Origin of the sequence: Natronorubrum sulfidifaciens JCM 14089 (assembly GCF_000337735.1) — an archaeon.
GTDB classification, from domain to species: domain Archaea; phylum Halobacteriota; class Halobacteria; order Halobacteriales; family Natrialbaceae; genus Natronorubrum; species Natronorubrum sulfidifaciens.
In genome coordinates this window covers 113,966-131,416 of sequence record NZ_AOHX01000043.1, presented here as the reverse complement: position 1 = coordinate 131,416, position 17,451 = coordinate 113,966, and the positions used below count along the sequence as shown (strand labels likewise).

The window sequence follows — 17,451 nt, the reverse complement described above, 5'->3', positions numbered from 1 at the left end:
TTGGGACGATGTTAGGAGATTTAAGGAGTATTATCATGGAAGATCATTAACTTTATAGGGGTGTTCCTCATGGTTTTGCATACGATGTCCCAAACGGTCGTCCTCGGCGTGATCGGTTCCGATGCTCACGTCGTTGGAATCACAATCCTAGAGCAGGCCTTCAGTGCAGCAGGCTTTGACGTTGTCAACCTCGGTGTCCAAACCTCCCAGCAGGAGTTCGCCGAGGCAGCTGTAGACCACGACGCCGACGCCGTCTTGGTCTCCTCGCTCTACGGCCACGCCGAGCAGGACTGTCAGGGATTCCACCGCGTCTTGGAGGACGCAGGCGTCGATGCAGTCACCTACATCGGTGGCAACCTCGCCGTCGGGCAGGACGATTTCGAGCAGACTCGAAAGACGTTCCGAGAGCTCGGTTTCGACCGAGTTTTCGACTCCGAGACGGATTCCGAAGACGCGATCGAAGCGCTTCGCCAGGACCTGCAGATTACACCGACCGAGTCGGAACGCGCTACTATCAGTTCCTAGATGATACGAGACGAACGTATTCCCTCCGACGAGCTACGGCGTATCGACGAAGAGATTCGGTCCGACTGGCACACCGGCGCCGACGTCGACTTCGAGGATGCCATCGCATACCACGAGTCGCTGCCCGACCACAAGCGATTCGCGGACGTCCTCGAGTCGGCCGACAAGCCGCTCTTGCAGCCACGAGCCGGCGTTCCCCGGCTCGACGATCAGATCGAACTCCTCGAATATCTCCACAAGGAAGGGCAGGCGGATCTCCTCCCGACCACGATCGACTCGTACACGCGAGACAACGAGTACGAGAAAGCCCAACAGGGACTCGAGAAAGCCCGCGAGACGGGCGACGATACCCTGAACGGCTTCCCGGCCGTCAACCACGGCGTCGACGGCTGTCGGAAACTGATCGACGCGATCGACGCGCCGATCGAAGTTCGCCACGGCACGCCTGACGCCCGGCTGCTGGCCGCGATCACCTTCGCGGGCGGCTTCCAGAGCTTCGAAGGCGGCCCCATCTCCTACAACATCCCCTACACGAAACGCCACGGGCTCGAGGAAACGATCGAGCGCTGGCAGTTCGTCGACCGACTGGCGGGGGCCTACACCGAACGCGGCGTGCGGATCAACCGCGAGCCGTTCGGTCCCCTCACGGGGACGCTCGTCCCGCCGTCGATCGCGATTGCGGTCATGCTGGTCGAGGGGAAACTCGCCGCGACACAGGGCGTGCGCTCGATCACGCTCGGCTACGGGCAGGTCGGCAACGTCGTCCAAGACGTCGCCGCCCTGAACGCCCTGAAAAAGCTGGGCAACGAGTATCTGCCCGACGAGGTCGTCGTTACGACGGTCTTCCACGAGTGGATGGGCGGCTTCCCGCCGGATGAGGCCCGCGCCAACGGCGTCATCAGCTTCGGTGGCATGACCGCCGCCATCGCCCAGCCGGACAAGGTCATTACCAAGTCCCCACAGGAGTTCCAGGGCGTTCCAACGAAAGAAGCCAACTCCGCCGGCCTACGCACCACGCGTCAGGTCATCGACATGGCCATCGAACAGCAGATCGACATCGATGGCATCGCGGAAGAACAGGACCTCATCGAGCGCGAGACGCGGTGTCTGATGGACACCATCTTCGAGCACGGCGACGGCGACGTGGTGCAGGGGACGCTCAAGGCCTTCGACTCCGGCGCTCTGGACGTTCCGTTCGCCCCCAGCGACAGCGCGAAAGGGGCCGTGCTCCCGGCTCGAGACGACGACGGTCGCGTCCGCATCTTCGAGTGGGCCGACCTCGCGATGGACGACGATATCAAAGAGATCCACAAGGCGCGACTCTCCCAACGTGCTGACACCGAGGGACGCAAACAGTCGTTCCGAATGGTCGCAGACGACGTCGACGCGATCAGCGACGGCAAACTCATCGGTCGCCCGCAGGGTGACGTGAAACTATGAAGATTACAGGTATATACGCAACGCCCGGCTACTCCGGGTTCTTCTTCGACGACCAGCGCGCGATCAAGCAAGGTGCCGAACACGACGGCTTCACCTACGTGGGCGAGCCCGTCACTGACGGCTTCGACGAGATCCGACAGGCCGGCGAGTCGATCATCGTCGACATCGAACTCGAGGACAGCACCGTCGTCCGCGGTGACTGTGCCGCCGTCCAGTACTCCGGTGCCGGCGGGCGCGACCCGCTGTTCAAAGCCGAGGAGTACGCCCCCGTGATCGAGGGCCCTGTTGCCGACGAACTCGTCGGTCGCGATGCGACCGACTTCCTCGACAACGCGGAGACGCTCGAGGAGATGGAGGTCGACGGCGATCGGCTGCATACGGCGATCCGGTATGGCGTCTCGCAGGCGCTGCTCGCTGCAGCCGCCGAAGCCGAAAACACGACGCAAACGGACGTCATGGCCAACGCGCTTGGCACCGAGCCCGCAACGGAGCCGGTGCCTGTCTTCGGCCAGTCCGGTGACGACCGCTACAACAACACCGAGAAGATGTTCGTCAAGGGCGTTCCCGTCCTCCCCCACGCGCTGATCAACAGCGTCGAGAAGATCGGCGAAAACGGCGAGACCTTACTCGAGTACGTCGAGTGGCTCACCGACCGCTCTCAAGAGTTGGGGCCCGACGACTACGATCCCCGGTTCCACATCGACGTCTACGGCATGATCGGCGAGATCTTCGGCGGCCCCTACGACCGCGATGAAGTGGTCGACTACTTCGCCGCCTTGGAGGAGGCCGCTGCGCCCTATCCGCTCCAGATCGAGGGGCCGATGGACGTCGGCAACCGCGAAGACCAGATCGCGGCGATGGTCGAACTTCGCGAGGGACTCGAGGCGGCTGATGTCGACGTCGACATCGTCGCTGACGAGTGGTGTAACACCTTCGAGGACGTCCAAGCGTTCGTCGACGCTGGCGCAGCCGACCTCGTGCAGATCAAAACTCCTGACCTCGGTGGCATTCACCGGAGCGGCCAGGCGGTCCGCTACTGTGAGGGGACCGACACCCGTGCCTATCTCGGCGGGACCTGCAACGAGACGGAAACCTCCGCACGTGCCTGCGCTCACGTCGCCCTCGCGACGGATGCCGCACAGACACTCGCAAAGCCCGGCATGGGCTTCGACGAGGGGTACATGATCGTCGAAAACGAGATGCGACGCACGATCGCACGCCGCGAGCGAGACCAACAGACCGAGACTGACGAGATTACTGCAGATGACTGATTGGACCGATCCCGATACGTTCGCACAGGCACTCGAACAGGTCGAAACCAAAGAGAAGGGCAACTGCTTCGAGGACTTCGCGGAAGGCGATGTCATCGAACACGACCCCGGACTCACGCTCACCCAGTTCGGCAACGAACAGTGGATGGGCCAGACGCTCAACCACGACCCAGCCTACTGGCGAACCGATGCGGCCGAGGCTCGTGGCTACGACGAGCCACCGATCCATCCGGACTACCTGACGGCGGCGACGCTGGGCATCACCGTCGAGGACCTGAGTGAGAAAGGCGGCTACTTCCTCGGCCGAACGGACGTCCGCTTCCCCGAAGCGCCGGTGTATGCCGGGACCGAACTTCACGTCGAAAGCGAAGTCGTCAACACGGCGACCTCGAGTTCCCGTCCCGAGTACGGCATCGTTAGCTGGCGAACCCGCGGGAAAGACGCCGAAACCGGCGAGGTGGTGTGTTCGTACGAACGGACGAACATGATCCCACGGCGCGAGCCCGTTGCGACCGACGGCAGTGGCGCGGCGGCCACCGAAGCCGACGACGGCCCCGACCTCCCCGAGGAGTTCATCACGCCCGACGGTGGCTACTTCGAGGACTTCCAGGCTGCACTCGAGGACGCCGACGGCGAGAACGCCGCCGTCGCCTACCGCCACGAGCGTGGCCGCACGCAGGACGACGTCACCGTCGCCCAACTTCCACTGTCGACGCTCAACACGGCCAAACAACACCACAACGTCGACGTGATGTCCGAGTCGCCATCCGGCGACATCGTCACCTACGGCGACGTCACCCGCTCGACGGCGCTCGGTCACGCTCGCTCGGACGAGCAGACCTGGCGCGAGGTCGGCTTCGACGACGAATCGTTCCACACGTTCGTCGCCGTCGGCGACACCGTCTACGCCTTTACGCGTGTGCTCTCGGCCGAAGACAACGCCTCGAGCGAGCAGGCAGGCACTGTCACCTTCGAACACATCGCGTTCAATCAGGACGACGAACCTGTCTACTCGGGGACACGCACGGCGGAAATCCAAAAGCGTTCTAACTAACACGATCGAACATCATAATCGCACGCAGACAACTACGAACTCACAGACATGACTGACGACATCCGACTTTGCCGAACGTTCCAGACTGCACCGGCCGCCGTTCCGAAAGACGACTCCGCGAAATATCTCCGCTCGGGCCTCGAGGCCGAGGGGTTCCAGGCCCCCGACTGGCTCGTCCCGGACATGGAAGACGGCACCGCGCCGAACATGAAAGACGAAGGGCTCGAGAACACGATCGAACTCGTCCCCGAGTACGACTTCCCCGGCGAGATCTGGCCCCGCGTCGAGTGGAGCTACGAGGACGCCTCTTTCCGTGACCGTGGCCGCGAACAGATCGACCAGCTCGTCGGCGAGATCGGCGACGAACTCGACGGCGTCGTTGTCCCCAAAGTCGGCCGCGTCGAGGACGTCAAACGAGCCGCTGAAGTCGTCGCGGAAGCCGAGGCCGAACACGGCTACGCCGACGGCTCGATCAAGCTCTCGATCATCATCGAAACCGGCCGCGCTCGCTCGGATCTGCGCGAAATCGCTAAGTTCGGCGAAGAGTCCCGACTGACCGCACTTGTCTTCGGTCCCGTCGACTACGCCGCCGAACTCGGCGCTCGAGACCTCGGCGACGGTCGCCCACGCTGGGACGGCCTGCTCGAGGCGCTCTCGAACGAGGCCAGCGCGGGCGGCCTCCTCTCGATCGGCGGCCCGTTCGACGACCTGTTCAAAGAGCGCGCCGGCCTGACCTACTACAACGCCGACGCCTACGCCGACCAGGTCGAACACGAAGCCCACCTCGGCCTCGACGGCTCGTGGTCGCTGTATCCGAAACAGACGATTCAGGCCAACACCGTCCACATGCCCACGCCCGAGGAACTCGAGCGTGACGTGAGCAAGATCGAGCGCTTCAACGAAGCCAAAGCTGAGGGGACTGGCGCAGTGACCCTCGACGGCCAGATGGTCGACGAAGCGACGTTCAAGGTCTTCCGCAACACGATCCTGCAGGTCCGAGCGATCGACGACACTCGCCCCGAGCAGACTGAAGAGTACTACGACGCGGACTTGCTCGAGCGCGCTCGCACCCTCGAGCTCTCCTACCAGTAACCGCGGTCCGACGGCTTCCTTCTCGAGTCGTCTTTTTTGTGCTGGCTCGAGTCGATAGCGATGCGACGACAGCTGTTGCACTGCTCGAGTCTGGATTGTTATTGAAACGGTGGGGATGGGATTTGAACCACGCCCGAGAACCTGCGCAAAGCGCAGAACCTCGGTCTAATTCAAATCCCAACGTGTCGTTTTCCGCTCACGTGCTCCTCACTCCGTTCGTCGCAGTTGTTCGCTGAAAACGGTGGGGATGGGATTTGAACCCATGAGGCTTGTCAGCCAGTTGCTCTCAAGGCAACCGCGTTGGGCCGCTCTGCCACCCCACCTCACTGCCTTCTTTTCCGTCCGGTCAAAAAGGGTTATCGGTTACGATCGCTCGAGCGCGCCATCCTCCCCAATCCCCAATCCGAGGTCGTCAACGACGGCTGCCGTCGCCGCAGCACCCGGTGTACCGGCAGTTCGGCGCGCCTCGAGGAGTCCGAGTGTCGATCGCAGTCCAGCCGGCGTTGCGATGGTTGGGAGCATCGGGGCGAACCCGGTTCCGAGTCCGGCCTCGTCGGCACGGGTCGCCAGCGTGGGCAGTTCCGGGCCAGCGTAGACGTCGGTGAAGTCGATCGGTTCGCTGAAGCCGGCGAAATACACCCGTCCGTCCACAGTGGGGCCGAGGACGACATCGTGGCGGCGGATCGACATCGCTGCGCCGTCGATCTGGGTTCGACCGACCAGCGCGGCCGTCGGCTCGAGGACGCCGACGCTGCTCGCGTCTTCGCGCTCGAGGAGGTGAGTGACGGTGTTGCCGATGCGGGCGCTGTGACTCGAGCCGACCTGTCGCTCGAATCGAACACCGTCGTCGCTGTGTGGCCCGTCGTCGTCGGGCGCCTCGAGATCACCGAGCGCGTCGGCGACGAGCGTTCGGATCTCGGCTTTGGCGTCCCCGTCGGCGAACGTCTCGGGGAGCGTCGTCTCGTCGCGGTAGTTGACGAGCAACTCGCCGCCGCTGGCGTCGACGGCCCAACAGACGTCGCTGACAGCTGCTTCGTAGAGTCGAACCGCTTCGGCATCGGTCAGGGGTGTTTGTTCGACGAGCGACGACAACACGAGTCCGGCTCGAGGTGGGTCGACCGGAACGACGACGATCATGTGCGGTGTTCGGACGGCGTGACTCTTGAACGCGGCGCTTATCGGCGCACGAAGAACGCAGCACCGATTCGGTTCGTCGCCGGACGAATTATAGTACTGCGGTGTCTGCAGTCGGCTATGGAAGACCACGCAGTAGCACGAACAGTACCCGGCTCGGTCGGGCTTCTCGGAGCGCTGGTCGTCGCCGGGCTCGCAGTGCTTGGCGGCTGGGGCTTCGTCGACGGTGTCGTCCTCGAGTCAACCGGCGCGTATCTCGCACCGACGGCCGCCGTGTTGGCGGTCACAGTCGGTGTCGTCGGCGCGTTGATCGCGCTCGGTGCGCGATCGAAGCAGTGGCGTGAGGGACCGTACTGGTAACCGGACACCGCTTTTCGCGCCCGTTCGTCACGGCCCAATCCGAGACTATCGACTCCGCTGTCCTTTCGTCTGGCGATAATCCGACGCCATCAGTTCGACGAACGCCTCGAGCCACGCCTGCGTTTGCTCGGTGGACTGCTCGTGTGGCTCGATCATCGGCACGAGTTCGAAGCCGCGGCCACGGATTCGACGTCCGTGGTCGTCCGGCAACGCGAGTTCGTCGGCAGGTATCGTCGTATACTCATTACCGAGTTCGGCGAGGGCGCGCTCGCCGACGGGAATGAGAATGTGGGGGTTGATCGAGCGGATTTCGGCGTTAAGGAAGGGCTCGCAGTTGCCGACCTCTTCGTCGGTCGGCGTCCGATCGGGATCGCGACAGCGTGTGAGATGGGTCAGATAGGCGTTCTCGAGGACGGGCTGGTCGATCGGCGAGGTCGAATCACAGAGGCCGAGTCGCTCGAGCAGTCGCCGAAGGGTCGTTCCCGACTCGTCGCGGTCGGCCGCCGTCTCGCTACCGGGGGCGGCCGCAAACGGCACGCCGACATCGTCCGCACTGGCGGTCGGGCGCTCGCCGACGAACAAGAAGTCCGCACCGACGTCGCCGTAGCCGTGGACGACCTGCGTGCGGGTCTCACAGAATGCCGGACAGTTCCGACACGACTCGTCCATGCCGTAGGGGTTCGATCGAGAGCGTTGATATGCGTCCACACTCGAGTGTAGCAGCGCGCTCGCAAAAATGACGCGGCTGCCGGCGTGTGACCGGAGCGGTCGACTGCCGGACCGAATCGGGCCGATTCGCGGTGCCTATCGGTCGCTCGAGACGGCTTCGTTGCGTCTCGTCTGTGAGACGTTGCGTCGGTGGACGATCCCGGTGTTGTTCGCGACGTTCTGGGTGATCGTCCGGAACGCGTCGGCGGTGTCGTCGTCGTCCCGCAAGACGGTTGGCTCGCCGCCGTCGCCGCCCTCGCGGACGACGGGGTCGAGCGGGATCGAGCCGAGAAACGGCATCTCGTGTTCCTCGGCGAACGTCTCGCCGCCGCCGGAATCGAAGATGTCGTGTTCGCCGCCACAGTCGGGACAGGCGAACGTCGACATGTTCTCGGCGATCCCAAGGACGATGGTGTCGTGTTCGGCGAACATCTCGAGGCCCTTTCGGGCGTCGTCTAAGGCGACGTCTTGGGGCGTCGTGACGATCACAGCACCCGTGACGGGCATCGTCTGGAGCATCGTCAGCTGGGTGTCGCCCGTGCCCGGCGGGAGATCGACGATGAGATAGTCGAGATGGCCCCACTCGACGTCCTCGGTGAGCTGGGTGATGACCTTGTGGACCATCGGCCCACGCCAGATGACGGGGTCGTCCTTGCCGGTCAGGAAGGCCATGCTCATCAGCTTCACGCCGTATTTTTCGGGTGGCACGAGGGTTTCGTCTTCGGTCGCCATCGGTGGCTCGTCGGCGTCGACCATCCGCGGCACGTTCGGGCCGTAGACGTCGGCGTCGAACAGGCCGACGCGGGCCCCAAGCTGTGAGAGTCCGGCGGCGAGGTTGACCGCGACGGTCGATTTGCCGACCCCCCCTTTTCCGGAGGAGACCGCGATGACGTTTTTGACGTTCGGAAGGACCTGCTCCTCGCTCGTGAGCTCATCCCGATCCGGAATGCTCGCCGAGAGGTCAGGCTCGAGGCCCTCCTCGACGAGCAGGTCGCGGATCTCGCCGGCGATCGAACTCTCCGTCGGCGAGTACGGCGCACCGAGTGCGAGATCGATGTCGACCTGTTTGCCGTCGACGGTGATGTCGTTGACCAGTCCGAGCGACACGATATCGTCACCGAGTTCCGGATCATCGACCGTCCGGAGGCGGTCGCGAACGGCGGTTTCGTCCATGTCCGGAGGTAGGACCCGCCCTCGAAAAGGGTTGTGTTCGCGGGAGAGAGCGGCCGAAACCGGTTACCCGTTAAAATCGAAGCGCGGGCCGCCGTAGGTCGCCGGGTTCGGCTCGAGTTCGACGCCCTGCTCGAAGCGAACGAAGTTGAGATAAAAGGGTCGGCCACAGCCCTCGATGGGTGTCCCCTCGAGGTCGGTGACGTCGTCGTCGCCACAGACGAAGGCGATGCCGTCGGCCGACTCACGATCCGGATCGTCGGGTGTCGCATACTCCCAGCCCGGCTGGGAGAGTTTCGTGACCGATCGATCGGCGAGGTCCGGCGGTCGCTCGAGGGTCACGACGGCGTCACAGTGGGGGCAGGTGTATCGGACGGACACAGTCATTACCGACCCTAGGTGCCTCGAGACCGTATATCGTTCGCCGGAGTGGCAGGGCAGCGGCCGTCTCGACGGTTACAAGAATGGCGCGACGAACATCGGCAAACGAGCCGTCGGTAAGAACATTCAGAGTCCGCTATCGACGGTGGGGGCTGTTGTGGCTCAGCCCGAAACGCAGGTCGTACTCAAAGGAACCAACGGTGAGATGGAACCTGCGAACTCCCCAGACGACGTGGGCCTAACCCTCAGTGGGGGAAGCCCACGACTTTAGTCGTGGGAGAAGTCACTCGGTGTAGACGTAGTTGTCGGCCATCTCCGCGGGCGTGATCACCTCGAGTTCGCCGTCTGCCTCGAGGTCGCGCAGGGTGGACGCCGTCTCTTCGAGTGCGGTGAGCACACTCTCATCGTCGACCTGATAGAACGCGATACTCGTGATACCACCCCACTCGGCGGTCCACTCGAGCAGTTCCGTTGCCTCGCCGGGGTCGGGGCTGGTGGCCAGCGAACAGAGATGTGGGTTCCCCGCGTATCCCTGCGCCGGGGCGTTTCCAGCGAACGCGAGGTCGTAGTGCTCTTGGACGAGTTCGTACGGTCGTTCGGTGTACACCGAGCCGGGGAACGCGAAGAACCGAGCGCCGTCGTCGTACCCCTCGTCCTCGAGCCAGTCGATCGGGTCGGTGATGTTCGACTCGAGATCGTCGCCGTACGCGTCGGTATCAGCGAGCTGGGCACCACGGGCCGACTGGCTGCCGATCGTCCAGCCGGCGTCGGCGAGTTCGCCGACCTGATCACGGGTGAGTCGGTCTCCCTCGACGGCGACATCGGCGCGGATTCGGTCGGTCGGGACGAACGTCGTTCCGGTGAGATCGTACTCTTCGAGGATCGGCAGCGCCTCCGTGTAATGGGTCTCGTATCCGCCGTGGAACTGGAGCATGACCTTCCCCGAATCGGTGTCGGGAACGAAATGGAAGTCGTCGACCCACAGCGCTTCGTCGCGGTCATCACCGAACCAGCAGATGACCTGTAACACAATGACTTCGCTCAGGTCGGGTTCGCCCCGAATGCGAGTGACGCCGAAGTTCTTTCGAACCAGCGGCATGTCGCCCAGCACCTGTTGGCTGTATTCGATGTAGTCGCCGTCTTCGTCTTGGAGTTGAATCCGCACGGCCCCGCGGTCACTAGCGGTCATGGCGATGCCGGGAACGACGTCCGAGACGTCGATGGGATCGTCGAGGCTGCGGCGAACGCGAACCTGCCCCTCGTCGTCGGGCTCGAGGCGGGCCGACTGCGACCCGGCGTAGGAGCGGTCGGTATCCGCTTCGATCGAGCCGATTCCCTGAAACGCCTCCCACTGGCTGAGGTCTTCGAAGTCGTCGAACGTGCCAGCCAGTTCGGGCGTTTCGCCGTCGGTGTCATCGCCGTTCGATCCGTGATCGTCGTCCGTCTCGCTTGGGTCGTCTTCTGCGTCTGCCTCGTCCGAACTGCCGAGTTCCGTACAGCCAGCGAGGGCGACCACCAGTCCTGTTGCAAGATAGCTTCGTCGGTCCATTGGTACGTCACGGCTCGAACCCACCCACCCGATTTGTTATTCGTTGGATAGCACAGCCCGCCCAATTCCACCAGTGTCGAGAGACGGAGTAATCCGACCGGACGGAACCGACACGCAGCCGACAGTCGTCCGGCTTCGCCCACTCGAGCCGCGACCGGTGTCGTGTGTCGGACTGCTGGGCTGACGGCCGTGATTCGACCGAGATGGGTGGTCAGAAACCGAGAGCTGACACCACGAGGTGGGAAACGGTGACTCGCTGTCGTTTCCAGCGCATGAAAGGGATCGCTATTCGGACTGATCGATGGTCTTACTGTTCGTAGTGACGCCGATAGACCGGGTTTGGAACCGCCTATCGTTCGACGTGCAGGGGAAGGGCCGTGATCATTACTCACCGAACGGTTAGTACCGACACCCGGAACACCTTTTGCGGTCACGGGAATCCATGCAGGTATGATCGACGAGACGGTCGAGGAGATTCAGGAAATGCAGACGCACAGCTCCTCGGTAGTGGCCGTAAACGCGACACGGGCACTCGAGGAACTGCTCGAGCGGGAGTTTGCAACCGTCGAGGAGTACACGCGGTCGCTCGAGCGCAACGGGACGGTGTTGCGGCGGGCCAACCCCTCACATGCATCGCTCCAGAACGCAGTTCGGGAGGTCGTTGCCGACGTCAGCGACGCCGACCTCGACACTGTCGAGGAGGCAAAACAGTACACCCAAGAGCGGATCGACGCGGTCATCTCTCGGGTCGAATCCGGAAAACGGCTCGCGGCCGAAAACGCCGTCGACACACTCGAGGACGGCGCGACGTTGTTGACCCACGACTACTCCTCGACGGTCCTCGAGGCCATCGAGCAAGCGGTCGAGGCCGGCAAGTCCTTCGAGGTCTACATCACGGAAGCCCGCCCGCGGTACATCGGCCGCAAGACGGCGCGAGCGCTGGCCGACATCGACGAGCTCGACACCACGCTCATCACCGACAGCGCTCACGGCGTCTACCTCGAGGAGTGTGACCGCGTCGTCGTCGGCATGGACTGTATCGTCGACGACAAGCTGTACAACCGCGTTGGCACGTTCCCGATTGCGGCGACGGCCCACCAACTCGACGTGCCGGTGACCGTTCTCGGCTCGGCGTCGAAAATCGTCACTGAAGGGTTCGTCTTCGAAAACGAGTTCCGAACGGGTAGCGAGGTCATGCCCGAACCCGCCGACGGCTTCGCCGTCGAAAACCCGGCGTACGACGCGACGCCGGTCTCATTGCTCGAGGGCGTCATCACGGACGAAGGCCACCACGAGTTCTGATACCTCGGCGGTCGGTTCCGTATCGTCCGCCTCGAGTGAGACTGTCGGACAGAGGTCAGTGATCAGTCGCGTTCGCCGAACGTCCGCGGCGACCCGTCGGTCGGCGTCGCCCAGTCAACGGCGTTTCGGAGCACCTGTCGGACGGCCTCGTGCTCGTAGATCGGATACGTTTCGTGGCCCGGCCGGAAGTAGAAGATCCGACCGCTCCCGCGTCGGTAACAACAGCCGCTGCGAAACACTTCGCCGCCTTCGAACCAGCTAACGAACACCAGCCGGTCGGGTTCGGGGACGTCGAACGGCTCGCCGTACATCTCGGTCCGTGGCAGCTCGATCGATTCATCGAGTCCGTCGGCGATCGGATGGCCGGGGTCGACGATCCAGAGCCGTTCGGTCGCGCCGTCCTCGCGGTACTGGAGACTGCAGGTCGTTCCCATGAGGCGCTGAAACGGCTTCGAGTAGTGCCCCGAGTGAAGGACGATAAACCCCATTCCCTCGAGGACCCGTTTCCGGACACGCTCGACGACGGCATCATCGACCTCGTCGTGAGCCTCGTGGCCCCACCAGAGTAAGACATCCGTCGCCTCGAGGACGGCTTCGGTGAGGCCGTGCTCGGGGTCCTCGAGCGTTGCGGTGTGGACGTCGTGGTCGGCGAGTCCGGTCGCGATGGTTTCGTGAATGCCGTCGGGGTAGACCGCTGCGACATCGTCGTCTTCACGTTCGTGTCGAAACTCGTTCCAGATCGTGACTGTGGCCATCGGTCTGTCATCGGTGGCCACCCGCTTAGCCCGGCCGGTATATGATCAAGACAGTCATTTTAAAATATACAATTATTAGAACCAATACGTAATATATATCCTATATAACTAGCCACCGTGAAAAGTCAGGAAAGATAGTCGGGATTAATCAGTCATAACGCTTATTTTGGTCGCCGACTGCCACAGCGTATGGACCGGGATCGAACGCAAACGACAGCGAAATCAATCATTTCTTCCGACACGGCCGGCGTGAACGATCGACTATCGGTGAGTTGCCGATGACCGGGCTGGACATCGGTGTCGGGATCGTTGGCCTCGGCGGGATGGGGCATCTCCACGCACAAAGTCTCACGGAACTCGGCGCTGATGTCGTCGCCGGTGCCGACCTCGTCGACGCCCAACGCCAGCGCTTTGCCGACGAGTTCGGTGCAACGACCTACGAAACACACAACGGACTCGTCGCTGACGACGCCGTCGACGCCGTCATCGTGACGACGCCCAACCGGTTTCACGAACCGATTACGGTTGACGCCCTCGAGGCCGGCTGTGACGTGCTCGTCGAGAAACCCCTCGCCCACTCGCTCGAGAGCGCCGAACGGATCGCACAGACGGCAGCGACCACGGGCGGCATCTGTATGGTCGGCTTTCACAACCGCCACGCCGCATCGATGGCGATGTTCGATGAATACCATGCACGCGGCCGATTCGGCGAGCTCACCCACATCGAGGCGAACTACGTTCGACGCCGTGGCGTTCCCGGTCCCGGCTCGTGGTTTACCGATCCCGAACTCGCCGGCGGTGGCGCGTTGCTCGACATCGGCGTCCACGCGCTCGATCTCGCCCTCTACGCGCTCGAGTTCCCCGAGATCACGGAAGTGTCGGGCGTCGCCAGAACGACGTTCGGACACGAGGAGGAGTACGCCGACCCCGACGGGTTCGGCGACAACTGGGACGCCGAGAACGAACGCTACGAGGTCGACGACTCCGTCAGCGCCTTTATCCGTACCGCCGAGGGCCAGACGATCTCGCTCGAGGCCGCGTGGGCGACCAACCGCGAGGAGAGCATGGACTTCCGAATTCGCGGCACGGAGGGCGGCGCGCAGTTCGATATCGGCGATACGGAGCTCGAGATTCTGGAGACGGGCACCGCCGGCGGCGACCACTACGCCGACGTGACGCTCACCGGCGACTCGTCGCTGACCGGCTACACCGAACAGGATGCCCAGTTCCTCGAGGCCGTTGCGACGGGGTCCCCGCCCGAGACGAACACCCTCGAGGAAGCGCTCACTGTCCAGCGCGTGATCGACGCGATCTATCGCTCGAGCGAGACCGGACGGGCGACGACGCTCGAAGAGATCGAGATCGCCGCCGAAGAGCGGGCCCGAACCAACTAAGACCCGAACCGATACGCATGGGTGCTGGCGGTGGCTCGTCGAGGCATGCCCCGGCTGTTTTGCGTGCCTAACGATCACTACATGAATTGTTACCAACAGTATCTGTAGTGTGAATACACATCAAAGCTGTTAAGACCGTGTTACCGTTCAATATCACGATAGAAGGTTGACTATGAATCGAAGAAATTCTACAGGAAACGGTCGATCGCGACGGACCGTGTTGCAAGCAACGGGTGCTGTCGGACTCGCCGCGTTCGCCGGCTGTCTCGGTGGCGGCGATGAGGCCGAAGACCTCGACGAACTGCTCGAGGACGACCCCGACGAGTTCGAAACGCTCGAGATCGGTCACTGGTGGACGGCTGGTGGCGAGGAAGCGGCGTTCGAAGCGCTCGTCGAGGGCTTCGAAGCGGAGTACCCCGACATCGAGGTCGACTCCTCGCCGTCGCCCGGCGGCGCAGGGAGCGCACTCGAGGCCGACATCCGAAACCGTGTCGTCGATCAGAACCCACCGAGCACGTTCCAGATCTGGCCCGGTCAGGCGCTGATCGACTACACCGACGAGGACCTGCTCTACGACATCGAAGAAGACGTCTGGAGCGATGAGATGAAAGAAGCGTATCTCGACGGCCCGATCGAGGTCTCCCGACCCGCCGGCGAGTTCGTCGCCGTCCCGATCAACATCCACCGGCTGAACAACCTGTTTTACAACGTCGACGTCGTCGACGACGCTGGCGTCGACCCCGAATCGCTCGAGAGCCCGAGCGACCTGCTCGAGGCGATGGAAGCTGTCGACGACGCCGGCTCCGTCGGGATGGCCCAGCAGACCCAGTCGGCGTGGTCGACGATGCAGCTATGGGCACAGGTGCTGCTCGGCGAGTACGGCGTCGACGCCTACGAATCGTTCATCGAGGGCGACGTCGAGGCCGTCGAGTCGGAGGTTCGTGACACCCTCGAACTCGTCGTCGAGTACCGCGAGTACTTCAACGAGGACGCGAGTTCGCTCAACGACTGGGACGACGCGAGCGACTACATCAATCGCGGCGACGCAGCCTTCTTCCATCAGGGCGACTGGGCTGCCGGCCAGTACGAGGGCGAAGACGGCTTCGAGTACGGCGAAGACTGGGACCACGTTCCGTTCCCCGGTACCGACGGCATGTACGCACTGAACATGGACTCGTTCGTCTTCCCGAAACACAACCCGTCGCCGAACGCGACGGTTCGGTTCCTCCAGTACGCCGGCACGGCCGACGCACAGGAGCGGTTCAACCCACACAAGGGTTCGATTCCGCCGCGCACGGACGTCTCCGACGAAGCGTTCACGCCGTTCTTGCAGGATCAGATGGCCGATTTCGAGGCGTCGACCGAACAGCCGCCGTCGATGGCACACGGTCTGGCGGTTATCCCATCGATCCAGACGAACATCGAGGGCGCGTTCGCCAACTTCATCGACAACTGGGATGTCGACGAGACGTACGACGACCTCGTCAACAGCTTCGACTAACGGCACTGTCTGAGCTATGGATTCGTTACGAAATTCGATCAAACGACTCAATCCGCTGTCGGCGAGCGACAGCGACTTCCTCGAGTCGATGCCGTTCTGGCTGCCAGCGACGGCGCTTGTTCTGTTGTTCGTCTACGGGGCGATTGGCTGGAACGTCATTATCTCGTTTACCGGGTGGTCCGGTCTCGGACAGCCCGACTACACGAACTTCACGCTGGAGATGTATCGACAGATGCCGTCAGATCCGGACTTCATGGCATCCCTCCGGAACACGATTGCGCTGCTCGTCGCCTTTACCGGCGTCTCGCTGGTCGTTGGGCTCGGGCTCGCGTTGCTCGTCGATCGCAAGATCCGTTTTGAGAGTACGTTCCGGACGATCTATCTGCTGCCGATGGCGTTGTCGTTCGTTGTCACCGCGATCTTCTGGTCGTGGATGTACGCCTCGAACGGCCTGATCAACACCACGCTGTCCGGCCTCGGACTCGGCTGGCTCGCACACGACTGGCTCGGCGATCCACGATTCAAACTCGCCGCGGTCATCTTCGCGCTCGTCTGGCAGTTCAGCGGCTACTGTATGATCGTCTATCTCGCCGGCTTGCGCTCGATTCCGAACGACCACTACGAGGCCGCCCGCATCGACGGTGCGTCGACGCTGACGCTGTACCGGCGGATCATCATCCCACAGCTTCGCTCGTCGACGGTCGGTGCGACCGTCGTCCTGATGGTGTTCGCGCTGAAGGCGTTTGACTTTATCTACGTCATGTTCGGCACGAACCCCGGTCGATCGGTGGACATCCTCGCGGTCACGATGTACCGTGAGGCGTTCTCCTCGAGCGAGTGGGCCTACGGCGCTGCGATCGCTGTCGTCCTCTTTGCGCTCGCGCTGACGATCATCGGCCCCTACGCCTACACACAGTACAAACGAGGTGCACTCTAATGGCAACGACAACGACTGACGAAAGCGAGCACACCGAGACGGAATCCGGGCTCGAGCTACGTCGCATCGCCCTCTACGGTGCCCTGCTCGCGCTCGTCGGCGCGTATCTGTCGCCGCTGTACAGCGGGCTGACGACCGCGTTCAAGACCCAAGAAGCCTACCGGAACACGTCACCACTACAGCCGCCACTCGAGGGGTTCACGATCGACCCGTGGGTGACGGCCGGCAGCGAACTAGCGTTTGCGATGGTCAACAGCTTCGCGATGGTGATTCCGGCCGCAGTGCTGTCGGCGCTGTTCGGCAGCCTCACCGCCTACGGGTTGACGAAAGTCGACTGGCGCGGGCAGGTGTTCGTGCTCGTGTTGTTCCTTGCAGCGGTGTTTATTCCGTATCAGGCGGTGCTCGTCCCACTGCGACAGTTCTGGTCGATGATCGGCCTCTCGCAACTCCACCCTCGCGGTGAGTTGGTCGAGCTGACTATCACTCACATCGCGTACGGGATTCCGATCTGTACGATCCTGTTCCGATCGTACTACCAGACCCTCGACAGCGAACTCATCGAGGCTGCCCGCCTCGACGGTGCGAGTCTCGCTCGGATCTACCGGAAGATCGTCCTTCCGCTGTCGCTGCCGATGTTCGCCGTGACGCTGATCTACCAGTTCACGCAGGTCTGGAACGACTTCCTGTTCGCGCTGGTCTTGCTCAGCAACCGGTCGAACTACGTCGTCACCCTCGAGTTGAACGCACTCGCGGGGTCGATGGCGACGGATTACAGCGTTCAGATGGCCGGGGCGTTCATCGCGGCGCTCCCGACGATTCTGGTCTACATCCTGTTCGGCGAACAGTTCGCCAAGGGGCAGACGCTATGACACACAACA

The 17,451-nt window shown here is 63.0% G+C and carries 17 protein-coding genes and 1 tRNA gene; 11 read left to right on the top strand and 7 right to left on the bottom strand.

Annotated features, from left to right (window positions below):
- Window positions 1-69: 69 nt before the first annotated feature.
- From glmS to citE, 5 genes are read left to right on the top strand one after another with little or no spacing between them, the layout of a single operon-like run.
- Window positions 70-525 carry a methylaspartate mutase subunit S gene (glmS, locus tag C495_RS13580; RefSeq protein ID WP_049890352.1) on the top strand — a complete coding sequence of 152 codons (456 nt, stop codon included), beginning with the start codon at window positions 70-72 and terminating at the stop codon, window positions 523-525.
- Window positions 526-1,965 carry a methylaspartate mutase subunit E gene (locus C495_RS13575; protein WP_008163860.1) on the top strand — a complete coding sequence of 480 codons (1,440 nt, stop codon included), beginning with the start codon at window positions 526-528 and terminating at the stop codon, window positions 1,963-1,965.
- Window positions 1,962-3,236, top strand: a complete 1,275-nt coding sequence (locus C495_RS13570) for a methylaspartate ammonia-lyase (RefSeq protein WP_008163857.1) — start codon at window positions 1,962-1,964, stop codon at window positions 3,234-3,236. Before C495_RS13575 ends, C495_RS13570 begins: the two co-directional genes overlap by 4 nt.
- The gene (gene mch / locus C495_RS13565) at window positions 3,229-4,290 is read left to right on the top strand and encodes a 2-methylfumaryl-CoA hydratase (protein ID WP_008163855.1); all 1,062 of its coding nucleotides are present in this window, start codon (window positions 3,229-3,231) and stop codon (window positions 4,288-4,290) included. The genes C495_RS13570 and mch overlap by 8 nt, the downstream gene beginning before the upstream one ends.
- 48 nt (window positions 4,291-4,338) lie before the next feature.
- Window positions 4,339-5,382, top strand: coding sequence for an L-malyl-CoA/beta-methylmalyl-CoA lyase (gene citE, locus C495_RS13560; RefSeq protein ID WP_006064515.1), 1,044 nt, complete (start codon window positions 4,339-4,341; stop codon window positions 5,380-5,382).
- A 239-nt stretch (window positions 5,383-5,621) separates the two neighbouring features.
- On the opposite strand, the gene C495_RS13555 is transcribed toward citE, so the two are convergent.
- Window positions 5,622-5,705, bottom strand: a tRNA-Ser gene (locus tag C495_RS13555).
- Between the two features lie 40 nt (window positions 5,706-5,745).
- Entirely contained in the window at window positions 5,746-6,519 is a 774-nt protein-coding gene (locus C495_RS13550) for a hypothetical protein (protein ID WP_008163852.1), read from the bottom strand.
- A gap of 117 nt (window positions 6,520-6,636) precedes the next feature.
- Here C495_RS13550 and C495_RS13545 point away from each other — a divergent pair, with 117 nt between their 5' ends.
- On the top strand, window positions 6,637-6,876 hold the full coding sequence (locus C495_RS13545; RefSeq protein WP_008163851.1) for a hypothetical protein: 240 nt from the start codon (window positions 6,637-6,639) through the stop codon (window positions 6,874-6,876).
- Window positions 6,877-6,921: 45 nt separating this feature from the next.
- Here the strand turns inward: C495_RS13545 and C495_RS13540 are convergent, their stop codons facing one another.
- The 4 genes from C495_RS13540 to C495_RS13525 form a co-directional block, all read right to left on the bottom strand.
- Window positions 6,922-7,545, bottom strand: coding sequence for a uracil-DNA glycosylase (locus C495_RS13540; RefSeq protein WP_008163850.1), 624 nt, complete (start codon window positions 7,543-7,545; stop codon window positions 6,922-6,924).
- A 135-nt stretch (window positions 7,546-7,680) separates the two neighbouring features.
- Window positions 7,681-8,757, bottom strand: coding sequence for an Mrp/NBP35 family ATP-binding protein (locus C495_RS13535; RefSeq protein WP_008163849.1), 1,077 nt, complete (start codon window positions 8,755-8,757; stop codon window positions 7,681-7,683).
- Window positions 8,758-8,820: 63 nt separating this feature from the next.
- Entirely contained in the window at window positions 8,821-9,141 is a 321-nt protein-coding gene (locus C495_RS13530; protein ID WP_008163848.1) for a hypothetical protein, read from the bottom strand.
- A 277-nt stretch (window positions 9,142-9,418) separates the two neighbouring features.
- Window positions 9,419-10,684, bottom strand: a complete 1,266-nt coding sequence (locus C495_RS13525) for a polysaccharide deacetylase family protein (protein WP_008163847.1) — start codon at window positions 10,682-10,684, stop codon at window positions 9,419-9,421.
- 450 nt (window positions 10,685-11,134) lie between these two features.
- Here C495_RS13525 and C495_RS13520 point away from each other — a divergent pair, with 450 nt between their 5' ends.
- A complete protein-coding gene (locus C495_RS13520) occupies window positions 11,135-11,986 on the top strand; it encodes a translation initiation factor eIF-2B (RefSeq protein WP_008163846.1) in 852 nt (283 codons plus the stop codon).
- A gap of 62 nt (window positions 11,987-12,048) precedes the next feature.
- Here the strand turns inward: C495_RS13520 and C495_RS13515 are convergent, their stop codons facing one another.
- Window positions 12,049-12,741 (bottom strand): ThuA domain-containing protein, encoded by a 693-nt coding sequence (locus C495_RS13515; protein WP_008163845.1) that lies wholly within the window; start codon window positions 12,739-12,741, stop codon window positions 12,049-12,051.
- A gap of 278 nt (window positions 12,742-13,019) precedes the next feature.
- Here C495_RS13515 and C495_RS13510 point away from each other — a divergent pair, with 278 nt between their 5' ends.
- From C495_RS13510 to C495_RS13495, 4 genes are all read left to right on the top strand, one after another.
- Window positions 13,020-14,135, top strand: coding sequence for a Gfo/Idh/MocA family protein (locus C495_RS13510; RefSeq protein ID WP_008163844.1), 1,116 nt, complete (start codon window positions 13,020-13,022; stop codon window positions 14,133-14,135).
- A gap of 217 nt (window positions 14,136-14,352) precedes the next feature.
- Window positions 14,353-15,636, top strand: coding sequence for an ABC transporter substrate-binding protein (locus tag C495_RS13505; protein ID WP_008163842.1), 1,284 nt, complete (start codon window positions 14,353-14,355; stop codon window positions 15,634-15,636).
- A 16-nt stretch (window positions 15,637-15,652) separates the two neighbouring features.
- Window positions 15,653-16,573 (top strand): carbohydrate ABC transporter permease, encoded by a 921-nt coding sequence (locus tag C495_RS13500; RefSeq protein ID WP_008163840.1) that lies wholly within the window; start codon window positions 15,653-15,655, stop codon window positions 16,571-16,573.
- The gene (locus tag C495_RS13495) at window positions 16,573-17,442 is read left to right on the top strand and encodes a carbohydrate ABC transporter permease (RefSeq protein WP_008163838.1); all 870 of its coding nucleotides are present in this window, start codon (window positions 16,573-16,575) and stop codon (window positions 17,440-17,442) included. The genes C495_RS13500 and C495_RS13495 overlap by 1 nt, the downstream gene beginning before the upstream one ends.
- The last annotated feature ends 9 nt before the right edge of the window (window positions 17,443-17,451 follow it).

Excerpts from the sequence above, each read along its gene's own strand:
- mch (WP_008163855.1), top strand. The coding sequence starts at position 3,229 with ATGACTGATTGGACCGATCCCGATACGTTCGCACAGGCACTCGAACAG.
- C495_RS13495 (WP_008163838.1), top strand. The coding sequence starts at position 16,573 with ATGGCAACGACAACGACTGACGAAAGCGAGCACACCGAGACGGAATCC.
- C495_RS13575 (WP_008163860.1), top strand. The coding sequence starts at position 526 with ATGATACGAGACGAACGTATTCCCTCCGACGAGCTACGGCGTATCGAC.
- C495_RS13515 (WP_008163845.1), bottom strand. The coding sequence starts at position 12,741 with ATGGCCACAGTCACGATCTGGAACGAGTTTCGACACGAACGTGAAGAC.
- citE (WP_006064515.1), top strand. The coding sequence starts at position 4,339 with ATGACTGACGACATCCGACTTTGCCGAACGTTCCAGACTGCACCGGCC.
- C495_RS13530 (WP_008163848.1), bottom strand. The coding sequence starts at position 9,141 with ATGACTGTGTCCGTCCGATACACCTGCCCCCACTGTGACGCCGTCGTG.
- C495_RS13570 (WP_008163857.1), top strand. The coding sequence starts at position 1,962 with ATGAAGATTACAGGTATATACGCAACGCCCGGCTACTCCGGGTTCTTC.
- C495_RS13520 (WP_008163846.1), top strand. The coding sequence starts at position 11,135 with ATGATCGACGAGACGGTCGAGGAGATTCAGGAAATGCAGACGCACAGC.
- glmS (WP_049890352.1), top strand. The coding sequence starts at position 70 with ATGGTTTTGCATACGATGTCCCAAACGGTCGTCCTCGGCGTGATCGGT.
- C495_RS13500 (WP_008163840.1), top strand. The coding sequence starts at position 15,653 with ATGGATTCGTTACGAAATTCGATCAAACGACTCAATCCGCTGTCGGCG.
- C495_RS13545 (WP_008163851.1), top strand. The coding sequence starts at position 6,637 with ATGGAAGACCACGCAGTAGCACGAACAGTACCCGGCTCGGTCGGGCTT.
- C495_RS13535 (WP_008163849.1), bottom strand. The coding sequence starts at position 8,757 with ATGGACGAAACCGCCGTTCGCGACCGCCTCCGGACGGTCGATGATCCG.
- C495_RS13510 (WP_008163844.1), top strand. The coding sequence starts at position 13,020 with ATGACCGGGCTGGACATCGGTGTCGGGATCGTTGGCCTCGGCGGGATG.
- C495_RS13525 (WP_008163847.1), bottom strand. The coding sequence starts at position 10,684 with ATGGACCGACGAAGCTATCTTGCAACAGGACTGGTGGTCGCCCTCGCT.
- C495_RS13540 (WP_008163850.1), bottom strand. The coding sequence starts at position 7,545 with ATGGACGAGTCGTGTCGGAACTGTCCGGCATTCTGTGAGACCCGCACG.
- C495_RS13550 (WP_008163852.1), bottom strand. The coding sequence starts at position 6,519 with ATGATCGTCGTCGTTCCGGTCGACCCACCTCGAGCCGGACTCGTGTTG.